The 17,839-nt window shown below is 69.7% G+C and carries 15 protein-coding genes; 6 read left to right on the top strand and 9 right to left on the bottom strand.

What is annotated here, in order from left to right:
- The 3 genes from VPA02S_RS06155 to pbpC all read right to left on the bottom strand — a co-directional run bounded on the left by VPA02S_RS06155 (nt 1) and on the right by pbpC (nt 4,309).
- The gene (locus tag VPA02S_RS06155) at nt 1-1,281 is read right to left on the bottom strand and encodes a CynX/NimT family MFS transporter (RefSeq protein ID WP_018903215.1); all 1,281 of its coding nucleotides are present in this window, start codon (nt 1,279-1,281) and stop codon (nt 1-3) included.
- Nucleotides 1,278-1,967: a FadR/GntR family transcriptional regulator gene (locus tag VPA02S_RS06150; protein WP_012746489.1), complete on the bottom strand. Its 690-nt coding sequence runs from the start codon at nt 1,965-1,967 to the stop codon at nt 1,278-1,280. The genes VPA02S_RS06155 and VPA02S_RS06150 overlap by 4 nt, the downstream gene beginning before the upstream one ends.
- Before the next feature lie 101 nt (nt 1,968-2,068).
- Nucleotides 2,069-4,309 carry a penicillin-binding protein 1C gene (gene pbpC, locus VPA02S_RS06145; RefSeq protein ID WP_062362864.1) on the bottom strand — a complete coding sequence of 747 codons (2,241 nt, stop codon included), beginning with the start codon at nt 4,307-4,309 and terminating at the stop codon, nt 2,069-2,071.
- Nucleotides 4,310-4,573: 264 nt separating this feature from the next.
- Between pbpC and VPA02S_RS06140 the strand changes: the two genes are divergently transcribed.
- A complete protein-coding gene (locus tag VPA02S_RS06140; RefSeq protein WP_012746491.1) occupies nt 4,574-4,786 on the top strand; it encodes a thrombospondin type 3 repeat-containing protein in 213 nt (70 codons plus the stop codon).
- 18 nt (nt 4,787-4,804) lie between these two features.
- On the opposite strand, the gene VPA02S_RS06135 is transcribed toward VPA02S_RS06140, so the two are convergent.
- The 5 genes from VPA02S_RS06135 to mnmH are packed head-to-tail and all read right to left on the bottom strand — an operon-like array spanning nt 4,805 to nt 7,787.
- Nucleotides 4,805-5,431, bottom strand: a complete 627-nt coding sequence (locus VPA02S_RS06135; RefSeq protein ID WP_062362861.1) for a LysE family translocator — start codon at nt 5,429-5,431, stop codon at nt 4,805-4,807.
- A 28-nt stretch (nt 5,432-5,459) separates the two neighbouring features.
- Nucleotides 5,460-5,729, bottom strand: a complete 270-nt coding sequence (locus VPA02S_RS06130) for a DUF2277 domain-containing protein (RefSeq protein ID WP_012746493.1) — start codon at nt 5,727-5,729, stop codon at nt 5,460-5,462.
- Nucleotides 5,730-5,766: 37 nt separating this feature from the next.
- Nucleotides 5,767-6,261 (bottom strand): GNAT family N-acetyltransferase, encoded by a 495-nt coding sequence (locus VPA02S_RS06125; protein ID WP_062362858.1) that lies wholly within the window; start codon nt 6,259-6,261, stop codon nt 5,767-5,769.
- Entirely contained in the window at nt 6,258-6,683 is a 426-nt protein-coding gene (locus VPA02S_RS06120) for a GNAT family N-acetyltransferase (RefSeq protein WP_062362856.1), read from the bottom strand. Before VPA02S_RS06120 ends, VPA02S_RS06125 begins: the two co-directional genes overlap by 4 nt.
- 33 nt (nt 6,684-6,716) lie before the next feature.
- Nucleotides 6,717-7,787 carry a tRNA 2-selenouridine(34) synthase MnmH gene (gene mnmH, locus VPA02S_RS06115; RefSeq protein ID WP_062362853.1) on the bottom strand — a complete coding sequence of 357 codons (1,071 nt, stop codon included), beginning with the start codon at nt 7,785-7,787 and terminating at the stop codon, nt 6,717-6,719.
- 113 nt (nt 7,788-7,900) lie between these two features.
- Between mnmH and VPA02S_RS06110 the strand changes: the two genes are divergently transcribed.
- The 5 genes from VPA02S_RS06110 to VPA02S_RS06090 all read left to right on the top strand — a co-directional run bounded on the left by VPA02S_RS06110 (nt 7,901) and on the right by VPA02S_RS06090 (nt 11,715).
- A complete protein-coding gene (locus tag VPA02S_RS06110; protein ID WP_162269813.1) occupies nt 7,901-8,386 on the top strand; it encodes a DUF4124 domain-containing protein in 486 nt (161 codons plus the stop codon).
- Between the two features lie 13 nt (nt 8,387-8,399).
- Nucleotides 8,400-8,849: a ribonuclease HI family protein gene (locus tag VPA02S_RS06105; RefSeq protein ID WP_062362848.1), complete on the top strand. Its 450-nt coding sequence runs from the start codon at nt 8,400-8,402 to the stop codon at nt 8,847-8,849.
- Nucleotides 8,850-8,893: 44 nt separating this feature from the next.
- Nucleotides 8,894-9,142 (top strand): DUF3297 family protein, encoded by a 249-nt coding sequence (locus VPA02S_RS06100; RefSeq protein ID WP_062362845.1) that lies wholly within the window; start codon nt 8,894-8,896, stop codon nt 9,140-9,142.
- A 226-nt stretch (nt 9,143-9,368) separates the two neighbouring features.
- Entirely contained in the window at nt 9,369-11,180 is a 1,812-nt protein-coding gene (locus VPA02S_RS06095) for a pectate lyase (RefSeq protein WP_062362841.1), read from the top strand.
- A 13-nt stretch (nt 11,181-11,193) separates the two neighbouring features.
- Complete coding sequence (locus tag VPA02S_RS06090; RefSeq protein ID WP_062362839.1) at nt 11,194-11,715, top strand: O-acetyl-ADP-ribose deacetylase; 522 nt, start codon at nt 11,194-11,196, stop codon at nt 11,713-11,715.
- 22 nt (nt 11,716-11,737) lie between these two features.
- Here the strand turns inward: VPA02S_RS06090 and VPA02S_RS06085 are convergent, their stop codons facing one another.
- On the bottom strand, nt 11,738-17,776 hold the full coding sequence (locus VPA02S_RS06085; protein WP_062362836.1) for an alpha-2-macroglobulin family protein: 6,039 nt from the start codon (nt 17,774-17,776) through the stop codon (nt 11,738-11,740).
- Between the last annotated feature and the right edge of the window lie 63 nt (nt 17,777-17,839).

Genomic DNA, 17,839 nt, shown 5'->3' with positions numbered 1-17,839 from the left:
TCAGTGCCGCGGAACCGTCACCGCGCCCACGTGCATCGAGCGCCCCGCGCCAAGGCCCGCCATCACCAGCGCAATGCCCAGCCCGATGAAGAGCCATGACGACGCGCGGAAGCTGCCGGTCCAGCCGTGCAGCAGGCCCGCCACCAGCGGCCCGCAGGCAGCCACCACGTAGCCCACGCCCTGCGCCATGCCCGAGAGGTGCGCCGCCACGTGCGAATCGGGCGAGCGCAGCACCATGAAGGTGAGCGCCAGCGCAAAGGTGCCGCCCTGAGCAATGCCCAGCAGCACGGCCCACAGCCACACGCCGCCCAGCGGTGCGAACAGCATCGCCAGCATGGCGGCCACGGTGATGACGGCCAGCACCACCGCCAGCCCGCGCTGGTTGCGCAGCCTCACGGCCACTGCGGGAACGATGAGGCAGGTCACGACCTGCGTCATGACCGCCAGCGACACGACGTAGCCGGCCGTTTCGCCGCCGAGTCCGCGTTCGCGCAGGATGGGCGCGAGCCAGCCCATCACGGTGTAGGCCAGTGCCGATTGCAGGCCCATGAAGAAAGTGACCTGCCAGGCCAGCCGGTCGCGCCACAGCCCGCGCACGGTGAAGCCCGATTCGCTGGCCACCGGTTTCAGCGGCAGCGCCTGCGGCGCCCAGATCAGCGTGACCAGCAACGCGGGCACCGCCCACATCGCCAGCGCATAGGTCCAGCCGCCGCCCAGCGCATGTTCGAGCGGCACCGTGAGGCCCGCCGCGCTGGCCGCGCCGCCGCACACCGCCATGGTGTAGAGGCCCATCATCAGCGCCGCCTGCCTGGCGAAGTCGCGCTTCACCAGGCCCGAGAGCAGCACGTTCGACACCGCGATGCCGCTGCCCGCGATGGCCGAGGCCACGAACAGCAGCGGGATGCTGCCGGTGCCGCGCAGCAGCGTGCCCACGAGGATGAGCACCATGCAGGCGAGCAGCGTGCGCTCGGTGCCGAAGCGCCGGCCCAGGCCCGGCGCCAGCGGCGCGAACACGCCCAAGCAGACGATCGGCAGCGTGGTCAGCAGGCTCGCGGCGGTGGCCGAGAGTCCGGTGGCCGCGATGATCTCCGGCAGCACCACCGACAGGCTGGCGAACACCGGCCGCAGGTTGAAGGCGATCAGCACCACGCTCGCACCCAGCAGGATGCGCCGGCCCAGGCCGGCCGCCGGCGTGGGGCGCGGCGCGGGCGTGCTGTCGGCCTCGGCGTCGATCAGCAGTTCGTCGGCAGCGCGGGCCGTCCGGAATGCCACCGCGCTCATCGGACAGGCTCGGCGTCTTGCGCCAGCGCGTCGATCATCGGCGACATGAAGGCGCGCACCGCCTCGGCGGCGCGGTCGGGGTCGCGGCTTGCAATGGCCTCGAGGATGGCGGTGTGCGCAGCCGTGTCGGGTTCGGGCAGGCTGGTGCCCATCGTGCTCGCGATGGTTTCCTTGATGTAGCCGGCAATGAAGCGGCAGGTTTCTGCCAGCGCGAGGTTGCCCGAGATGTCGACGATGGCCAGGTGGAAGGCCAGGTCGCGCTCGATGAAGCCCGCGCCGCCGTCGCTCGCGTCGGGCACGCCGCGCTTGTTGAGCAGGCTGTTGAGGTTGCGCAGGTCCTTGGCGGTGTGGCGCACGGCGGCCAGCCGCGCGGCCTCGACCTCGAGCGCGCGGCGCACCTCGAACTGGTCGCGCAGGCTTGCGCGCCGCATCTTCTGCAGGCTGGCCGACGGGTCGAAGCCCGAGCGCACATAGGTGCCCGAGCCTTGCCGCACTTCGAGCAGGCCGCGCGAGACCAGCGTCTTCACCGCTTCGCGCACGGTGCCGCGGCTCACGCCGAGCAGTTGCGCGAGCTGCGGCTCGATCGGAATGCGCGATCCGACGGTCCAGCGGCCGGCCGCGATCTCGGCGCGGATGCTGTCGGCGGCACTGTCGGCCAGGGAGGTTCGGGGGGCTTGGAGCAGCATATGAATAAGAAAGACCTAATTCATTCAATCATTGGATGAATTTTCGCGCGACTGCAATGCCGCAGTCGAAAGCAGGGGGATTCGGGCGGCCGCCGGCGCGTCTACCGGCGCGCGCTTTTCGCGACCACGCCCGCGCCGCGCACTTCGAGCTTGCGCTGGTCGACCACCTTGCCCGTGGCATCGGCGAGTTCGATCACGTGGCGCCCGGGCCACGGCAGCCACTGCGCGCTGTTGCCGCGCGCAAACAGCTTGCCGTCGATGCGCCATTGCACGCCGCGGCCTTCGGACTCGAAGCGCACGCGCTGGTGCAGCGGCGGAATGTCGGGGTCCAGCGCGATGATGGTGCCGTCGGCCGGCGCGGTGATGCGCGGCGCGGCCCCGGCGCCTGCCGGCGTGCCGGCGTTGTCGAGCGCGAAGAGCGGCTGCTCCGTGCCCTGCAGGAACCATTCGCTGCGCGCCGCCTCGAGCGCGTTGCCGTCGGCGCCGGGGCCGAACGTCACCTGCGCCTCGACCAGGCCGGCGGGCGGCCGGGGCGCGCGGCTCGGCTCGCGCGCGTGCAGGAAGCGCATCACCTCGGCCCACACCGGGGCCGCGCCGCTGGTGCCGCTCACGTCCCACATCGATGCGCCGCTCGCGTTGCCGACCCACACGCCGACCGTGTAGCGCTGCGACCAGCCCACGGCCCAGTTGTCGCGCATGTCCTTGCTGGTGCCCGTTTTCACGGCGGTCCAGAAGCGCGTGGAAAGAATGCTGTCGAGCCCGAAGGTGCGCGTGCGTGCGTTCGCGTCGGACAGGATGTCGCCGACGATGAAGGCCGCGCGCGGATCGAGGATGGGCGCAGCCGGCGCCGGCACGGGAGGCCGCGCCATCAGGGTGGGCGGCCCGTAGCGCCCGCCATTGGCCAGCATGCGATAGGCGTTGGCGAGCGACAGCAGCGACACCTCGGCGCTGCCCAGCGCCAGGCTGTAGCCGTAGTAGTCGCCGCTTTCACGCAGCGGCAGGCCGGCCGCGCGCAGCTGGCGCGCGAACGATTCGGGCGACACCATCACCAGCGTGCGCACGGCCGGCACGTTGAGCGAGGCGGCCAGCGCGGTGCGCGCCGATACCGGCCCCTTGAACTGGCGGTCGTAGTTCTGCGGAATGTAGAGCCCGCTCGCGGTGCTGATCTGCGCCGACGAATCGTCGATCAGCGAAGCCGCCGTGAGCCGCCGCTCGGCGATGGCCTGCGCATAGAGCAGCGGCTTGAGCGTGGAGCCGGGCTGGCGCAGCGCGGTGACCGCATCGACCTCGGCCGCCTGGCTCAGCGGGCCCGAGGAGCCGACCCAGGCGAGCACCTCGCCGCTCGCGTTGTCCAGCACCACGAGCGCGCCGTCTTCCACGTGGCGGCCGCGCAATTCCTTCAGGTGGCGCTGCAGCGTGGCCAGCGCAAAGCGCTGCAGCGGCGCACGCAGCGTGGTCCGCACGGCGGCCTCCTTGCCGGCTGCTGCTGCTTGGCGCGAGGGCGGCGCGGCCGTCTCGCCGGCCTCGCGCAGTTCCTTCAGAACGCGCCGCGCCGCATGCGGTGCAATGCCTTCGGTCGCATCGAAGGCCCGCCGCTGCACCGCCGCGCTCGTGAACATGTCGAGCGCATCGCAATCGATCTTCTGCCCCGGCTCCATCGCGCGCATCACCTCGCAGGCACGCTGCGCCACCAGGGCCGGCTTGGCGTTGGGCGCGCGCACCAGCGCCGCGGCCACGCTGGCCTCGCGCGCGTCCAGGCCACTGGGCGCCTTGCCGAACAGCGTGCGCGAGAGCGCGTCGATGCCCACGATCTCGCCGCGGAAGGGCACGGTGTTGAGGTAGGCCTCCAGGATCTGGTCCTTGCGCCAGCTGCGCTCCAACTGCGCGGCTGCCACGGTCTGGCCGATCTTCTGCGTGAAGCTGCGCCCGCTGTTGGCGCGGCGCAGGTCTTCGTCGAGCAGGCCCGACAGCTGCATCGTGATGGTGGATGCGCCGCGCGTGCGGGTGTTCCAGAGGTTGCCCCAGGCGGCGGACGACACCGCGCGCCAGTCGATGCCGCTGTGCTCGTAGAAGCGCCGGTCTTCGCTCAGCACCATGGCCATGCGCAGCGCGGGCGAAACATCGGCCAGCACCACCCACTGGCCGCGCCGCACGCTGGCATCGGTGCGCACGCGCTGCAGCAGCTCGCCGTTGCGGTCGAGCACCGCGGTGTCGGAAGGGCGGAACTCGCGCTTCACCTCGTCGAAGCTCACGGCGCCGGCAGCAACCGGCAGCGCGCAGGCGATGGCCGCCAGCGCTGCGGCAAGGCGGCTGCGGCTGGCGGGGAAGGGCGGGCGGTGCATGGCGGTGGAAAGCGGAAATCGGCGGCGTGGCGGCGCCATTCTCGGCGAAGCGGCCACGGGAACTGCACCTACTTGCGAACGGGTGCGCCGCCGCCTGCGGCCGCAGGAACTTGGCGCCAAAGTCCGCAGCATGTTCCACATCCGGTAACCAACTTCACGTCCCGGCCTCATGGCGGATACGCAGCCGAGACGCAGATGGCCTTCAATGCAGTTGCCGGCTTGCGCGAGGCGAGCCGCCTTCCTACAACTCCAAGGAGAAACCAAATGATGATGACGAAGACATTGGCCCTTGTGCTTGCCGCATCGGCCGTGCTGGCCGGCTGCGTTGTGGCACCCTATGACCGTCCGGCGCCGCGCCCGAACTACGGCTACGGAGACCGCGACCGCGACGGCGTGCCCAACCGCTATGACCGCGATCGCGACGGCGACGGCATACCGAACCGCTACGACCGCAACCCGAACAATCCTTACCGCTGAGCCTGGCCGCCGCGCGCCTCAGGCGGGCCGGCGCGCGAGCAGCGCCCACACGCCCGCCGCACTCAGCAGCGAGCCGCCCGCAAGGTTGAAGCGCCGCTGCGCGCGCGGCGAAGACAGCAGCTTGCGGGCCGATCCCGCGAACACGGCATAGAACGTGGCATTGAGCGCAGCCATCGCCACGAAGGTGACGGCCAGCACCCAGAGCTGGCGCGTCATGTCGGCCGCGGGGCTCAGGAACTGCGGCAGGAACGCCACGAAGAACACGATGCCCTTGGGGTTGAGTGCCGTCACCAGGTAGGTGTTGGCGAACAGCCGCCAGCGCGAATCGGGCGCCGCGGGCGCCGCGATTTCGGTGCCGCCGATGCCCGCGCGCAGCAGCTTGATGCCGAGGTACAGCAGATACAGCCCGCCCACCCACTTCACCACCGTGAACCAGAACGCCGACGCGGCCAGCAGCGCGCCCAGGCCGAGCAGCGACACCACCAGCGCGGTGGAATCGCCGAGCGCCACCGCGGCCACCAGCGGCACGTTGGCGCGCCGGCCGTGCGACATGGAATAGCTGATCACCGTGAGGATGGTCGGCCCGGGAATGATCAGCAGCACGGACGATGCGGCGACGAAGGCGAGCCAGAGTTCGATCGGCATGGGTTCTCCAGAAAAATGCAGTTGGCAGTCAGGTGCCGAAGCGCGCGGCCGACCTGGCCTTTGCGCGTTCGGCTTCGATGGCGCGGTCGCGCGGCTCGGCGGTGGTGACCAGCGAACCGATCAGCCGCGAGGCGCTCGCGGACACCTCGTCGACCGCGCGTTCAAAGGCTTCCTGGTTGGCCTTGGACGGCACGCTGAAGCCGCTGAGCTTGCGCACGAACTGCAGCGCGGCGGCGCGGATCTCCTGCTCGGTGGCGGGAGGTTCGAAGTTGTAGAGGGTCTTGATGCTTCTGCACATGGGGCGCTCTCCGGTTGCATGCAGTGGATGCTTCAGTCTAGCGAAGCAACGCCATCGCGTGGGCGTCGTGGTAGGTGCCGTCGACCAGGCTTGCGCGGCGCAGCAGGCCTTCGTGCTCGAAGCCGAACCGTTCGTACAACGCCTTCGCATTCAGGTTGTCCGCGCGGACGGCAAGCTCGATGCGGGTGAGGCCGCGCGCCCATGACCTGTCGATGGCCGCCTGCAGCAGCTTGGCGCCGAGTCCGAGCCCGCGTGCCTCGGGCAGCAGCGCGATGCCGAGCAGGCCGATGTGGGCCCGCGAGTGGCCGAAGACCGGCGACACGTCGCACCAGCCCACCACCTTGCCGCTGCCATTCACCGCCACGAAATGGGGGAAGCCCGCCGCCAGCACGCTGCGGTAGAAGGCCAGCGATTGTTCCCAGGGCGGCGCCTGCATGAGCGCAAGGTACTTCCGTTCCCGCGCCACCACGTCGAGCGCCTGGTGCAGGCTTTCGAAGTGGTGCTCTTCGGTGGCGACGACGGAATGGTTCACTCGATCAGCCCGCGCTCGGCCGCCTGCGCCTGGTTCTCGAAGATCGCCATCGCGGTCTTCATGCGCCTGAAGCCGAGCTTCTCGTAGAAGGGCTCCTTGCCGGCCACCGCATAGAGAATGATCTTGCGGTGTCCGCGCGAGAGCTCCAGCAGCCGCGAGACGATCTGCCTGCCCAGGCCGGTGCCCTGGTGGCTCGGGTGCACCGCCACGTCGCAGATGTAGGAGCAGTCGAGCCCGTCGGCCATCGCGCGGCCCGCCCCGACGAGCCGGCCCGCGTCGAACACCAGGCACTTGAACATGCTGTTGCCGAACACGAGCTTCAGGCCGTCCGGCTGCTTGTTGCCCAGCGGTGCGGCCTGGTAGAGCCGCGAGAGTTCGTCCCAGTCGAGGCCTTCGAGCGAATCGCGCCATTCGAGTGTCATGAGCCTGCCTTGCCGTTGCCGTGAATGTGCCCGCTACCCTGCGGCGTTCAACCGCAGGATGGCCTCCGCCACCGTGTCGATGCCCGCGTCGGTCAGGTCGGGCGCCGCCACCTGCTGGCGCAGCGGCCACTTCTCGAAATGGCGCGCCTGCGAGCGTTCGTAGTGCGGATCGTAGTGAAGCGCCATCAGTTCGGCAAAGAGCTGCGGCAGGTTGCCCGCGAGCGCCCATTCCTGCCAGCGCTGCACCACGGCCTTGCCCTGCATTTCCTTGAGCCTGTCGAGCTGGCCCGCCAGCGCGGCGCGGTCGTCGCCCAGGTAGGCGTAGTCGCGCAGCAGGTAGTCGAGCCGCGCGGCCGCGTCGGCCTGCACCTCGATGCAGTCGGCCGCGCGCATGTGCGCGACCAGCGGGATGGGCACCGAGAGCCGGCCGATGCGCGCGCTTTCGCCTTCCACGTAGAGCGTGCGCGACACATCGAGCGCATCGAAGCAGGTGGCGATGCGCGTCTCGAACTGCTTTTGCGAAGGCTGCGGCACGCCGGGCAGGGCGCCCAGCAGCGAACCCTTGTGGCTCGCGCAGTGCTCCAGGTCGAGCACCTGTTCGCCGCGCGCGGCCAGCGCCTGCAGGACGCGCGTCTTGGCGCTGCCGGTGGCGCCGCAGATCACCTTGAGCCGGAGCTTGGGCACCGTGGCCTCGATCTGCGCCAGCACGTGCTGGCGATAGCTCTTGTAGCCGCCGGCGAGCTGCTGCGCGTCCCAGCCGACCAGGCGCAGCCAGGTCACCATCGAGCCGCTGCGCAAGCCCCCGCGCCAGCAATACACGAGCGGGCGCCAGTTGGCGGGCTGCTCGGCAAAGCGTTCGCGCAGGTGCTGCGCGAGGTTGGCGGCCACCATGGCGCCGCCCACGCGCCGCGCCTCGAAGGCGCCGGTCTGCTTGTAGATGGTGCCGACGATGCGGCGCTCCTCGTCGTCGAGCACCGGGCAGTTGATGGCGCCGGGAATATGGTCGAGCGCGAATTCGGAGGGCGAGCGCGCGTCGATGAGGGTGTCGAAGCGGTGCAGGTCGGCCACGCGCGTGGGCTGGTGGCGCGGGTTGTATACGGTCATGGCCTGGTGCGGTTGGAGGAAGGAGCGGACAACCTTCGATTGTAGAAACCCGGCCAGAATGCAGGGCAGGGGAGACACTGTCGTCTTCGGCTGCCAACGGCGGAGGTCGCATGATGCGCACATCGGTTCTGTTCATTCCGGTCTTCTTCTTCGGCGCGGCCGCCGCGGCCATGGGTGCGCAGGCGGCCGAGGTGGTGCGCTGCACCGATGCGGGCGGAGGCATCGTCTACACCGACGGCCCTTGCCCCGCCGGCAGCCGGCTCTCGCGCCAGGTGCCCATCACCGAACCGCTGACGGTGACGCCGCCCGCTTCCCCCGAAGAAGCGCGCCGGCCGGCATACACGCCGCCACCACCACCGCCGCCGCCCGCGGCCAGCAACGCGCCGCAGGGCCCGGCCATCATTCCGCGCAACGTCGGCGAGCCGCAGCGCCCCGCGCCCGAATCGCCGCCGGTCTATAGCTGGGGGCCCGACCCGTACTACGACCCCGGCCGCCCGATTGTTCGCCCGCCACGGCCTCCGCGCCCGCAGGATCCGGGACCGCCTCCGGGCCAGCGGCCCTGCCAGAACCTCGCGGGCATCAAGCGCAACAACTGCTGAATCGACGCAGCCGATGCAACTCCCCCACTGGACCGTGTACTGCGACGGCAGCGCGATGCCGAACCCCGGCCGCATGGGCGCCGGCGCGGTCATCACCGAGCCCGACGGCACCCGCCACACCCTCTCGCTGGCCAGCCATGCGACGGGCTGCAACAACGAAGCCGAACTCAGGGCGCTGACCCTCGCGCTCGAGGACCTCAAGGCCAGGGGCGCGACCGCGGTGCTGGCCTATACCGACAACAGCATCCTCGTCGAGCAGCTCGGTGCGCCCGGCGCCCGGCCGATCGCGCGCATGGCCGGGTTGTTCGAGGACGCCCGCGCCTTGCTCGGCTCGTTCGAGGAGGCGAGCCTGCGCTGGGTGCCGCGGCACCGCAACCACGAGGCCGATGCGCTCGCGCGCGCCTCGCTGGGCGTTGGGCCCAAGCCGGCGGCCCGCATGGCGAAGAAGAAGACGCGGCGGTAGGTGCGGCCCCGGGGGCGCGGGGCAGAGGCCATATCATCCGCGGCATGACCGAAGCCAATTCTCTTCCCCCTCTTCCCGACCACCTGTCCACCGACCCGCGCAGCCCCCACCACGTGGCGGCTGTCTTCGAGCACGACATCGGCATCCGCTTCAACGACAAGGAACGCCTCGACGTGGAGGAGTACTGCATCAGCGAAGGCTGGATCAAGGTGCCCGCGGGCAAGACGGTGGACCGCAAGGGCAAGCCGCTGCTGCTCAAGCTCAAGGGCAGGGTCGAGGCGTTCTACCGCTGAGGCTGAGCAGCACCGGGCACATGCGCAGTGCCCGAGCCGCCGGGCGCTCCGCTCGGCCATGAAACGAACGATTCAACACAAAAAAGTCGGCGTTCTTGCATCTTTAGTTGTCGTACAACTGGATTCGAAAACCATCGAAAATGGCAGAATTCCAGCGACTCATCGGACATCGTATGAGTTGAAAAGTACCAAGGCGGCTCAACCGCTGCCTAACTGGAGACAAAAGATGAAACGCAGGAACTTCGTCATTTCGACACTTTCTCCCTTGGCGCTGAGCGCGTGCGGCGGCGGGGGAGACGGCCCCGGCTTTCCGCCGTTCCCGGTGCCGCCGCCGGCACCCGCGCCCGAACCTCCGCCGAGCACCGAGGCACTGGCGCGCAAGGCGATGCGGCGCGCCGCGGGCTTCATGGACGAGACGGTGTCCTATCGCGGCGGCTACGTCTGGGCCTACCTGCCCGACTTCTCCACCATCTGGGGCGAAATGGAGGCGCGCCGCACCATGTGCTGGATCCAGCCGCCCGGCACGCCGACCGCCGGCCATTGCATGCTCGATGCCTACCATGCCACGGGCGACGAACTCTTCTACAGCGCCGCCGAGCGCACCGCGCTCGCGCTGGTCGAGGCGCAGCATCCGGCAGGCGGCTGGAACTACATCCACGACTTTGCCGGCGAAGCCTCGCTGCGCGAGTGGTACGCCACCGTGGGCGCCAATGGCTGGCGGCTCGAGGAGTTCCAGCACTACTACGGCAACGCCACCTTCGACGATGCGGGCACGGCGGTGTCGTCGCAGTTCCTCTTGCGCATGTACCTGGAAAAGCGCGATGCGCGCTTCCTGGCGGCGCTGCAGAAGGCCATCGGCTTCGTCACGCAGGCGCAGTTCAGCTCCGGCGTGGCCGACGGCGGCTGGCCGCAGCGCTATCCGCCCTCGCCCGATGCGATCTCGTCGATGCCGCTGCCCAACCCGCAGCAGCTGCCTTCGGGCGCGACCGCGGGCATGGAAGACGGCGACTACACGCGCCACGTCACCTTCAACGACGACGTGGCGGGCGAGAACATCAAGTTCCTGCTGATGTGCGTGGTGGCGCTGGGCGACCAGAGCCTGGTGCCGTACATCACCCGCGCAATGGACTGCCTGCGCCGCATGCAGCAGCCCGGGCCGCAGGCCGGCTGGGGCCTGCAGCACCTGGCCACGGACCAGAACGGCCGCCTGGCCGGGGCGCCCGCCGGCGCGCGCAGCTACGAGCCGCGGTCGCTGGCCACGCACACGACGCAGACCAACGTGCAGCAGCTGTTCAACTATTTCCGCCTGACGGGCGACCGCGGCTACCTGGCGCGCGTGCCCGAGGCGCTCGACTGGCTGGACAGCTGCAAGCTCACCGACACCATGATTGCGGAGAATCCGCTGCTCAAGGGCCGCACGCATCCCACTTTCGTGGAGCTCGGCACCAACCAGCCGCGCTTCGTGCACCGCTACGGTTCGAACATCCACAACGGCGCCTACTACGTCGACCACGACCACCGCGCAACGCCCAGCCACTACTCGGCCGGCCGCGCCATCGACATTGCCGGCATGCGCCAGACCTACGCCCAGCTCAACGGCATGAGCGACACCGCCATCCAGCAGATGGTGGCGGCTTCTCCGCTGCGCCACGGCGAGCAGCGGCCGCTGCCCAAGTACTTTTCGCTGCGCGAGGTGGACTTTGCCGACCTGTTCGCCGACCGCGTGATGACCAGCCCCGTGGTGAGCGCCGCCGATGCCGCGGCGGTGATGGACAAGCTCGACCCCAAGGGCTATTGGCTCGCGCCGCTGGCGGCCGTGACCAACCCCTACAAGGGCGACGGGCCTTCCACGCCGTACACGGGCGATGCCTACCGCAGCAAGCATGTGGGCGACGTGTTCGACACCTCGCCCTACGACCCGGCGGACCCGCCGCTGATCGAGCCCTACGTCAAGAAGGAGCAGCCGCAGGGCATCACGGTCGCGAGCTTCGTCGCCAACATGGGCAAGCTGATTGCATTCACCGCGCCGGTCGCCTAATCTGTCCTGGATCATGCAGAAAGCGCTTCGTGCCATCCGCGGCGACATCACCACGCTGCAGGTCGATGCCATCGTCAATGCGGCCAATTCCTCGCTGCTCGGCGGAGGCGGCGTCGATGGCGCCATCCACCGCGCCGCGGGGCCCGAGCTCCTGCATGAATGCCGCCTGCTGTCGGGCTGCAAGACCGGCGACGCCAAGCTGACCCGGGGCTACCGGCTGCCGGCCCGCTTCGTCATCCACACCGTCGGGCCGGTCTGGCGCGGCGGTGCGAGCGGCGAGCCGGAGCTCTTGGCCTCGTGCTACCGGAAGTCGATGGAAATCGCCGGGCAGCACGGCGTTCGCAGCATCGCGTTCCCCTCGATCAGCACGGGCATCTACGGCTACCCGATCGAGCTCGCGGCGCCCATTGCGGTGGCCACGGTCCGATCGGCGCTGGCCGCGAGTGCCAGCGTGCAGGAGACCACGTTCTGCTGCTTCTCGGACGCGGACCTGGCGGTGTACGAAGCGGCGCTTGCGGCGGCGGGGCCGGCATAAGCAGGCCCCGCCACTTCTTTTCTTACTTCGCCGCCTCCACCTTCACGCGCGCATTCGGCGTCTCGCCGAACATCTCGGGCGCGTACATCGCCTCGACGCGGCTCGGCGGCAGCGCGAAGTCGCCCACATTGTTGAGGCGCACGGTGTATTCGATCTTCACCACGCCCTTGGGCAGGTACTCGTAGTAGCTGCGGAAGGCCTCGAAGCTGCGCTCCTCGAAGGCCAGCCAGCCGGCGCCCGACTTGCGCTCGCCCTGCGTGGCGATCTGCGAGTCGCGGCCGAGGCCCGTGCCCAGGATGGTGGCGCCGCCCGGGATCGGGTCGCTCACCACCACCCAGGTCATGTCGGTGCTGGCGTTCACCTCGACGGTCACGCGCAGCACGTCGCCGCGCGTGTACTTGCCCGCGGTGGCCTGCTCGACCGGCGTGATGGTCTTCTTGATCGCATAGCCCGCGGCGAACGGCGCCTTCAATTGCACCGCGGCAATCGACTGCATCGTGAGCCAGGGCTTGCCGCTGCCCTGCTGCGTGACCAGCAGCGTGTCGCGCACCGGCGTGCCCGCGGGCGATGCGGCCCAGGGCAGGAACATGCTGTTGTTCTTCAGGTTGCCGGGCGACGCGGGCGCGCCGAAGAAGGTGCTCTGGTTGGGCGCGCCGGCCGCGTCGGTGGTCTTCACGCGCTCGACGCTGCGCCAGTCGACCTGCGCCTTCACGGCGCCGAGCGTGGCGGCCGTGACGCCGGCCACCGGCGTGCTCTCGAACACCTTGGAGAACTTCTCGAGCGCGAGCCCGCCCCACAGGTTGGCGGTGGTGGTGTGCCAGGCGCCGTTCTGCTGGCGGCCGATGAAGCCGTTGGCCAGTTTGCCGATGTCGTCCTTCCAGGCCGGGTCGTCCATCACGCTGAGCAGGAGGCGCGCGGTGTTGACGTCGCCGTTGGTCATGAGCCACCACCAGTAGTCGTCCTGCTCGGTGCTGAAGATGAGCTTGGTGCCCTGGTAGGACAGGCGCGCCTTGAGCACGTTGTTGGCCTCCTCCAGCCGCTGCTGCCGCTGCGGCACGTCCTGCACGCGCTTGAGGATGTTGAGCCAGTCGATCACCGCGCTGGTGGGCCATTGGTTCGGCGCGATGGTGATGCTGCCGAGCATGCTGCCCTTGGCCGTGCCGTAGCGCGACAGGGCCTCGAGCGCGGCGAGCTTGCGCACGTCCAGGTCCTTGCGCGGGCTCCAGAACTCGCGCTGGATGCGGCCTTCGACAAAGGCGATGAGGCCCGACTCCATCGGCGCGCGCGCCGCGTCGGGCAGCGCGAAGGCGGGGTTCAGCGCCGCCGCCTCGTGCGTGGCCGCCAAGAGGTAGGAAGTGAGGATGTCGCTGCCGCGGTTCGATTCGCCGTCGCGCGGCGGAAAGTAGCTGGCCAGGCCGTCGCTGTCGAGGTAGGTCGGCAACTGGGCCATCACGCCCTGCCACATCTTCGCGTCGCGCAGGCCGACCGACTTGCTGGTCTTCTGCTCGAGGCAGATGAACGGGTAGTTGGCGAACCAGTCGCGCACGCCCGGCAGGCCCTCGGCCAGCTTGGGTTGCAGCGACAGCTTCAGGCCGCCGCGGCCGGGCAGGGCGTCGGCGGGCGGCGCCACGTCGATGGTGAAGGGGCCGTCGAGCTGCACCAGCGTGGCCTGCTGCACCGTGAGCGGCACCGACGGGATGATGCGCTGGCGCACCTTGAGCGCATCGCGCGCGCCGCCGAGGGTGTCCTTGGCCTCGATCTCCCACAGGATGGCTTCGGCGCGCGTCTGCGCGAGCTGCGCGGGCGCGGTCACGGTCCATGCGACTTCGCGCGCTTCGCCGGCCGGGATGTCCACCGTCTGCGGCGGGAGCGTGAGCAGCGTGGCGCGCGGCGCAGCCTCCACCTTCATCGGCTTTTGCGTGGTGTTGCGCAGCGTGATCTGGGCGCGGAACTGGTCGTCCTCGCGCACCAGCGGCGGCAGGCCGCTGATGATCTGCAGGTCCTGCGTGGCCTGGATGCTGGCCTGGCCGGTGCCGAACAGGCTGGTGCCCGAGTCGGCCACGGCCACGATCTTGAACGTGGTCAATGCATCGTTGAGCGGCACCGTCACCACGGCCTGGCCGTTGGCATCGAGCACCACCTTCGGGTTCCACAGCAGGAGGGTGTCGAGCAGCTCGCGCGTCTGGCCCTTGCCGCCGCCGCCGCCCGCGGGCACGGCCTTGCGCCCGTAGTGGCGCCGGCCGACGATTTCCATCTGCGCGGTGGAGGTGGAAACGCCCCAGCTGCGCCGCTGCAGCATCGCGTTGAGCAGGTTCCAGCTGTCGTTGGGCATCAGCTCGAGCAGCGCCTGGTCGACCGCGGCCAGCGCCACTTCGGCGCCCGCCGCGGGCTTGCCGTCGGGCAGCTTGGCGGAGATGGTGATCTGCGCCTTGCTGCGCACCGGGTAGCTGGGCTTGTCGCTGGTGACGGTCACGTCGATCTGGTGCGCGCGCGTGCCGACGCGGATCTCGGCCATGCCGAGGCGATAGGCGGGCTTGCTGAGGTCGACCATTGCGGTGGGCGCGACGTATTCCTTGCCTTCGTACCAGAAGGCGGTCCACCATTCGCGCGGCGCCTTGAAGCCCCAGGTGAAGAAGCTGTACCACGGCACTTCGCGCAGCCGGCCGCGCAGCGCGAGCACGCTCACGTAGGCGTTCGGCCCCCATTCGGGCCTGACCTGCAGGCTCACGGTCGGGTCCTTGCCGTCGAGCTGCACCACGTGGGTCTCGATGATGCCCTCGCGTTCCACCGACACCAGCGCAGTGGCAAAGCGGAAGGGGCTCCTCACCTGGAACTTGGCAATCTCGCCGGGCTGGTAGCTCTTCTTCTCGGGCAGCACGTCGATGCGGTCGTTGTCCTCGCCGCCGAACCAGAGTTCGCCCTGCTTCGTCACGTACACCGAGCTGGCGGCGCGGCTGTCGCGGCCTTCGCTGTCGGTGGCGCTGGCCACCAGCTCGACCTCGCCGGCTTCCTTGAGCTCGGACTCGCACAGCAGCAGGCCGCGCGCGTCGCTCTTGCCGCTGCAGACGGTGCCGATGTCTTTCGTCTCGGTCTTGTTGTCGTAGGTGTAGAAGCCGCCCACCATGCGCTTGCGGCTGGTGGTGGTGATGCGCGCCACGGCGCGCACGTTGAGGGTGACGCCGGCCTGCGGCTTGCCCGAGAGGTCGAGCGCGAGCGCCTGGTACTTGAGCTTCTGGCTGGTCGAGACCCAGCCTTCGGTCTTGATGCCGGCGATCACCGAGGCGGGCCACAGCGTCTGCGTGCTGCGGATGGTCTGCACCTCGCCGTTCGGGTCGGCATAGGTGGCTTCGAGCAGCAGCTCGCGCGCGGCCTTGACCTTGGGCACCTTGTCGATCGTGAGCTTGCCGGTGCCATCCTTGTTGAGCGTGAGCGGCAGCTTGTCGGCGATCACGCGGGTGTCGCTGGCGCTGTTGATGTCTTCCTCGGCGCCCGCGGTGTCGGCCGCCGCCGCGGCGGGTGCCTGCGAGCTGTCGGCCTGCACGCGCGGCGGGCTGAAGCTGAAGGCCTCGTGGTCGGCAAAGCCGAGGCTCTTGCCGCGCACCATGGCCGACACGCGCACCGGCAGGTTGGCAGCGCCGCCGCCGGCCACGTAGTTGATCTGCACCTCGGCCGGCACCGAGGCCACGCTCACCAGCGGCTTCTTGTCGGTGGGCGCGATGCGGCCTTCGAGCACGGGCAGGCGGAATTCCTCGACGCGGAACTGGCCGGTGGCGAAGCTGCGGTTGAAGCCGCCGTCGTCGTCGACTTCGACTTCTTCCTCTGAGCTGCTGCCGTTCGCGTCCTTGCCCTTGCCGCTGCGCAGCATCACTTCGTACAGGCCGAGCTTGGCGGCCGGCGGAATGGCAAAGCTGTTCTCCGCGCTCAGGCCGCCAGTCGGCGTCTTGCGCCAGGCCAGCGGCTGCGTGAAGCGCTGGCCGCTGCCGGTGTGGGTGATGACCAGCGTGTCGGGCCGGTTCTCGGGCAGGCCGAAGCCCTTGCTGGTCTGGGTGCGGATCAGGTGCTTCATCGACACCGTTTCGCCGGCGCGCAGCAGGGTGCGGTCGAAGATGGTGTGGGCCACGCGGTCGGGCTCGGCCTGCAGGCTGGTGGGCACGTTGAAGCGCCAGGGCTCGATGCCGCGCTGCCAGTCGCTCCAGGTGAAGGCGAGGTCTTCCACGCCCTTGTCGTCCTTGGCGCGGGCGCTGACGAACCAGGCACCCGCGTTGTATTCGTCCGGGCCGTTGCAGTTGGGCGCATCGGGCGCGATGCCCGTGAGGTTGACGATGCCGTTGGCGTCGGTGGTGCCCGAGGCGACGGCAACGCCGCGGCAGTCGGACACGCGCACCTCGGCATTCGGCACCACCTTGCCCTTGTCGAGCGTGGTGACCCAGGCCATCGAGTTCTCGCGGCCGAGCTTGAAGTGCACCGCCAGGTTGGTGGCCAACGCGGTGGTGCGCACGTACATCGTGCGGCTGGCGCCGTAGCGCTCGTCGAGCAGCGCGTCGCCGAGCTTTTGCGAAGCGATCTCGAGCACGTGGAAGCCCGGCGTCAGCGGAATGCCGATGACCTCGAACGGCCGCGGATCGCCGCTCTCGGCCTTGGGCATGTCGAGCGCCTTCACGCCCGGCTGGCCCGCCAGAAGCGACAGCATGCGGCTTTGCACGCGGCTGCGCTCGCTGTTTTCGATGACGGCGGGCAGCGCGCCCTTGATGTCCTTGCGCGCCTGTTCGCGGCTCACGGTGTATTCGTCGTAGCGGCGCACCTTGCGGAACCACGCGATGATCTCGGCGTCGGTCTTCGGGTTCATGTCGCTGACCTTGCCGGGCGTCAGCGCCTGCACCATCAGCGCGGGTTCCACGCGCCGCACGGTCACCGGCATCATGGCCGGCGTGCCGGGCTCGGCCAGCCGCTCGACCACGCCGAAGGGCGAGGCCGCGAACTTGGCCAGCGGCGGCATCGCGCCGGTGGCCACCTTCAGCGGAAAGCTGCCGGGCGAGGCCAGCGGCCGGCCCGAGGCGTCTTCGAACTTGGCGGGCAGCTCGATGCTGAACTTGGTGTCCTCGGCGAACGGCGGGCTGAAGCTCGCGGCGCTGACGACGTCGTCTTCGCTCGGCGTGCCGCCGTCGTTCTCGAGCGTGGCGGCAATCGACTTGCCGCCGCCCTTGAGCTGGATCTGCGAGGCCATCTTGCGCGTGACCGGCGCATTGAACTGCAGCTGCATCGGCCGCAGCGGCAGGCAGGCGGCCTGGGCGTTCTCGCGCTCGCAGCTGAAAGACACGGCGAACGGCTCGCGCACCTGGAAGCTCAGGCGGCGCTCCACGTTGTTGGCCACGCCCGAGGGCGTGGCCACGCCCTTGCCGTAGACGATCTGCACCTTGCTGCCCGGCGTGAGCGTGCGGTTGCATTGCAGCGCGATGAAGCGCAGCGGGTCCTTGGCGGCTTCCGCCTCGCGGCCGAAGGCCTTGAGGAGCCCGGCACGCTGCTCGCCTTCGAGCAGCCGCACGGGAATGCGCTCGCCGAGGCCGTCGGCCGCGCACCAGACGTTCTGGCGCACGCTCTCCACGGTGGCGGCGCCATTGAGCTCGAGCACGAACATCTGCTGCTCGTCGATTCGCCCATAGCTGCCCGGCATGTGGTTGCGCACGAACGGTCCGCCGCTATTGAATTGATAGCGTTCCGGCCCGGTCAGCTCCCCGCCCGAGGCGGGCTTGAAGCCGGCAATCCGCGTGACGGTGCAGCGCACGCCGGGCGGCAGGTCGTTCTCGAAATCGTAGACCCAGGCTTTTGCATCGGTCCAGCGGCCGGTGCCCTTGCCGGCCTGCGCGTCGGTGCAGCTCACGGCGAGCGGCGCGGGCGCCTTCGGGTCGCCGAAGTTGACGGCCGGCTGGTCGAACTTGGCGACCACCTGGCGCACGCGTGCCACTTCGCCCTGCGGCGTCAGGCTGGTGATCTGGAGGGCGAGGGCCGGGACGGCGAGCAAGGCGCTGCCGGCCAGAAGCAATGCTGGAATGGTTCTTTTCAATTTTTTCTCCACCTGGAAGCAGCGCGCAGCGTAGCCGATTTGAATGGCGCTCCGGCAGTGCCA

Source organism: Variovorax paradoxus NBRC 15149 (assembly GCF_001591365.1).
Taxonomy (GTDB): Bacteria; Pseudomonadota; Gammaproteobacteria; order Burkholderiales; family Burkholderiaceae_C; genus Variovorax; species Variovorax paradoxus.
Note: the sequence above shows the minus strand (reverse complement) of the source record. Positions and strands in the feature narration are given on the sequence as shown.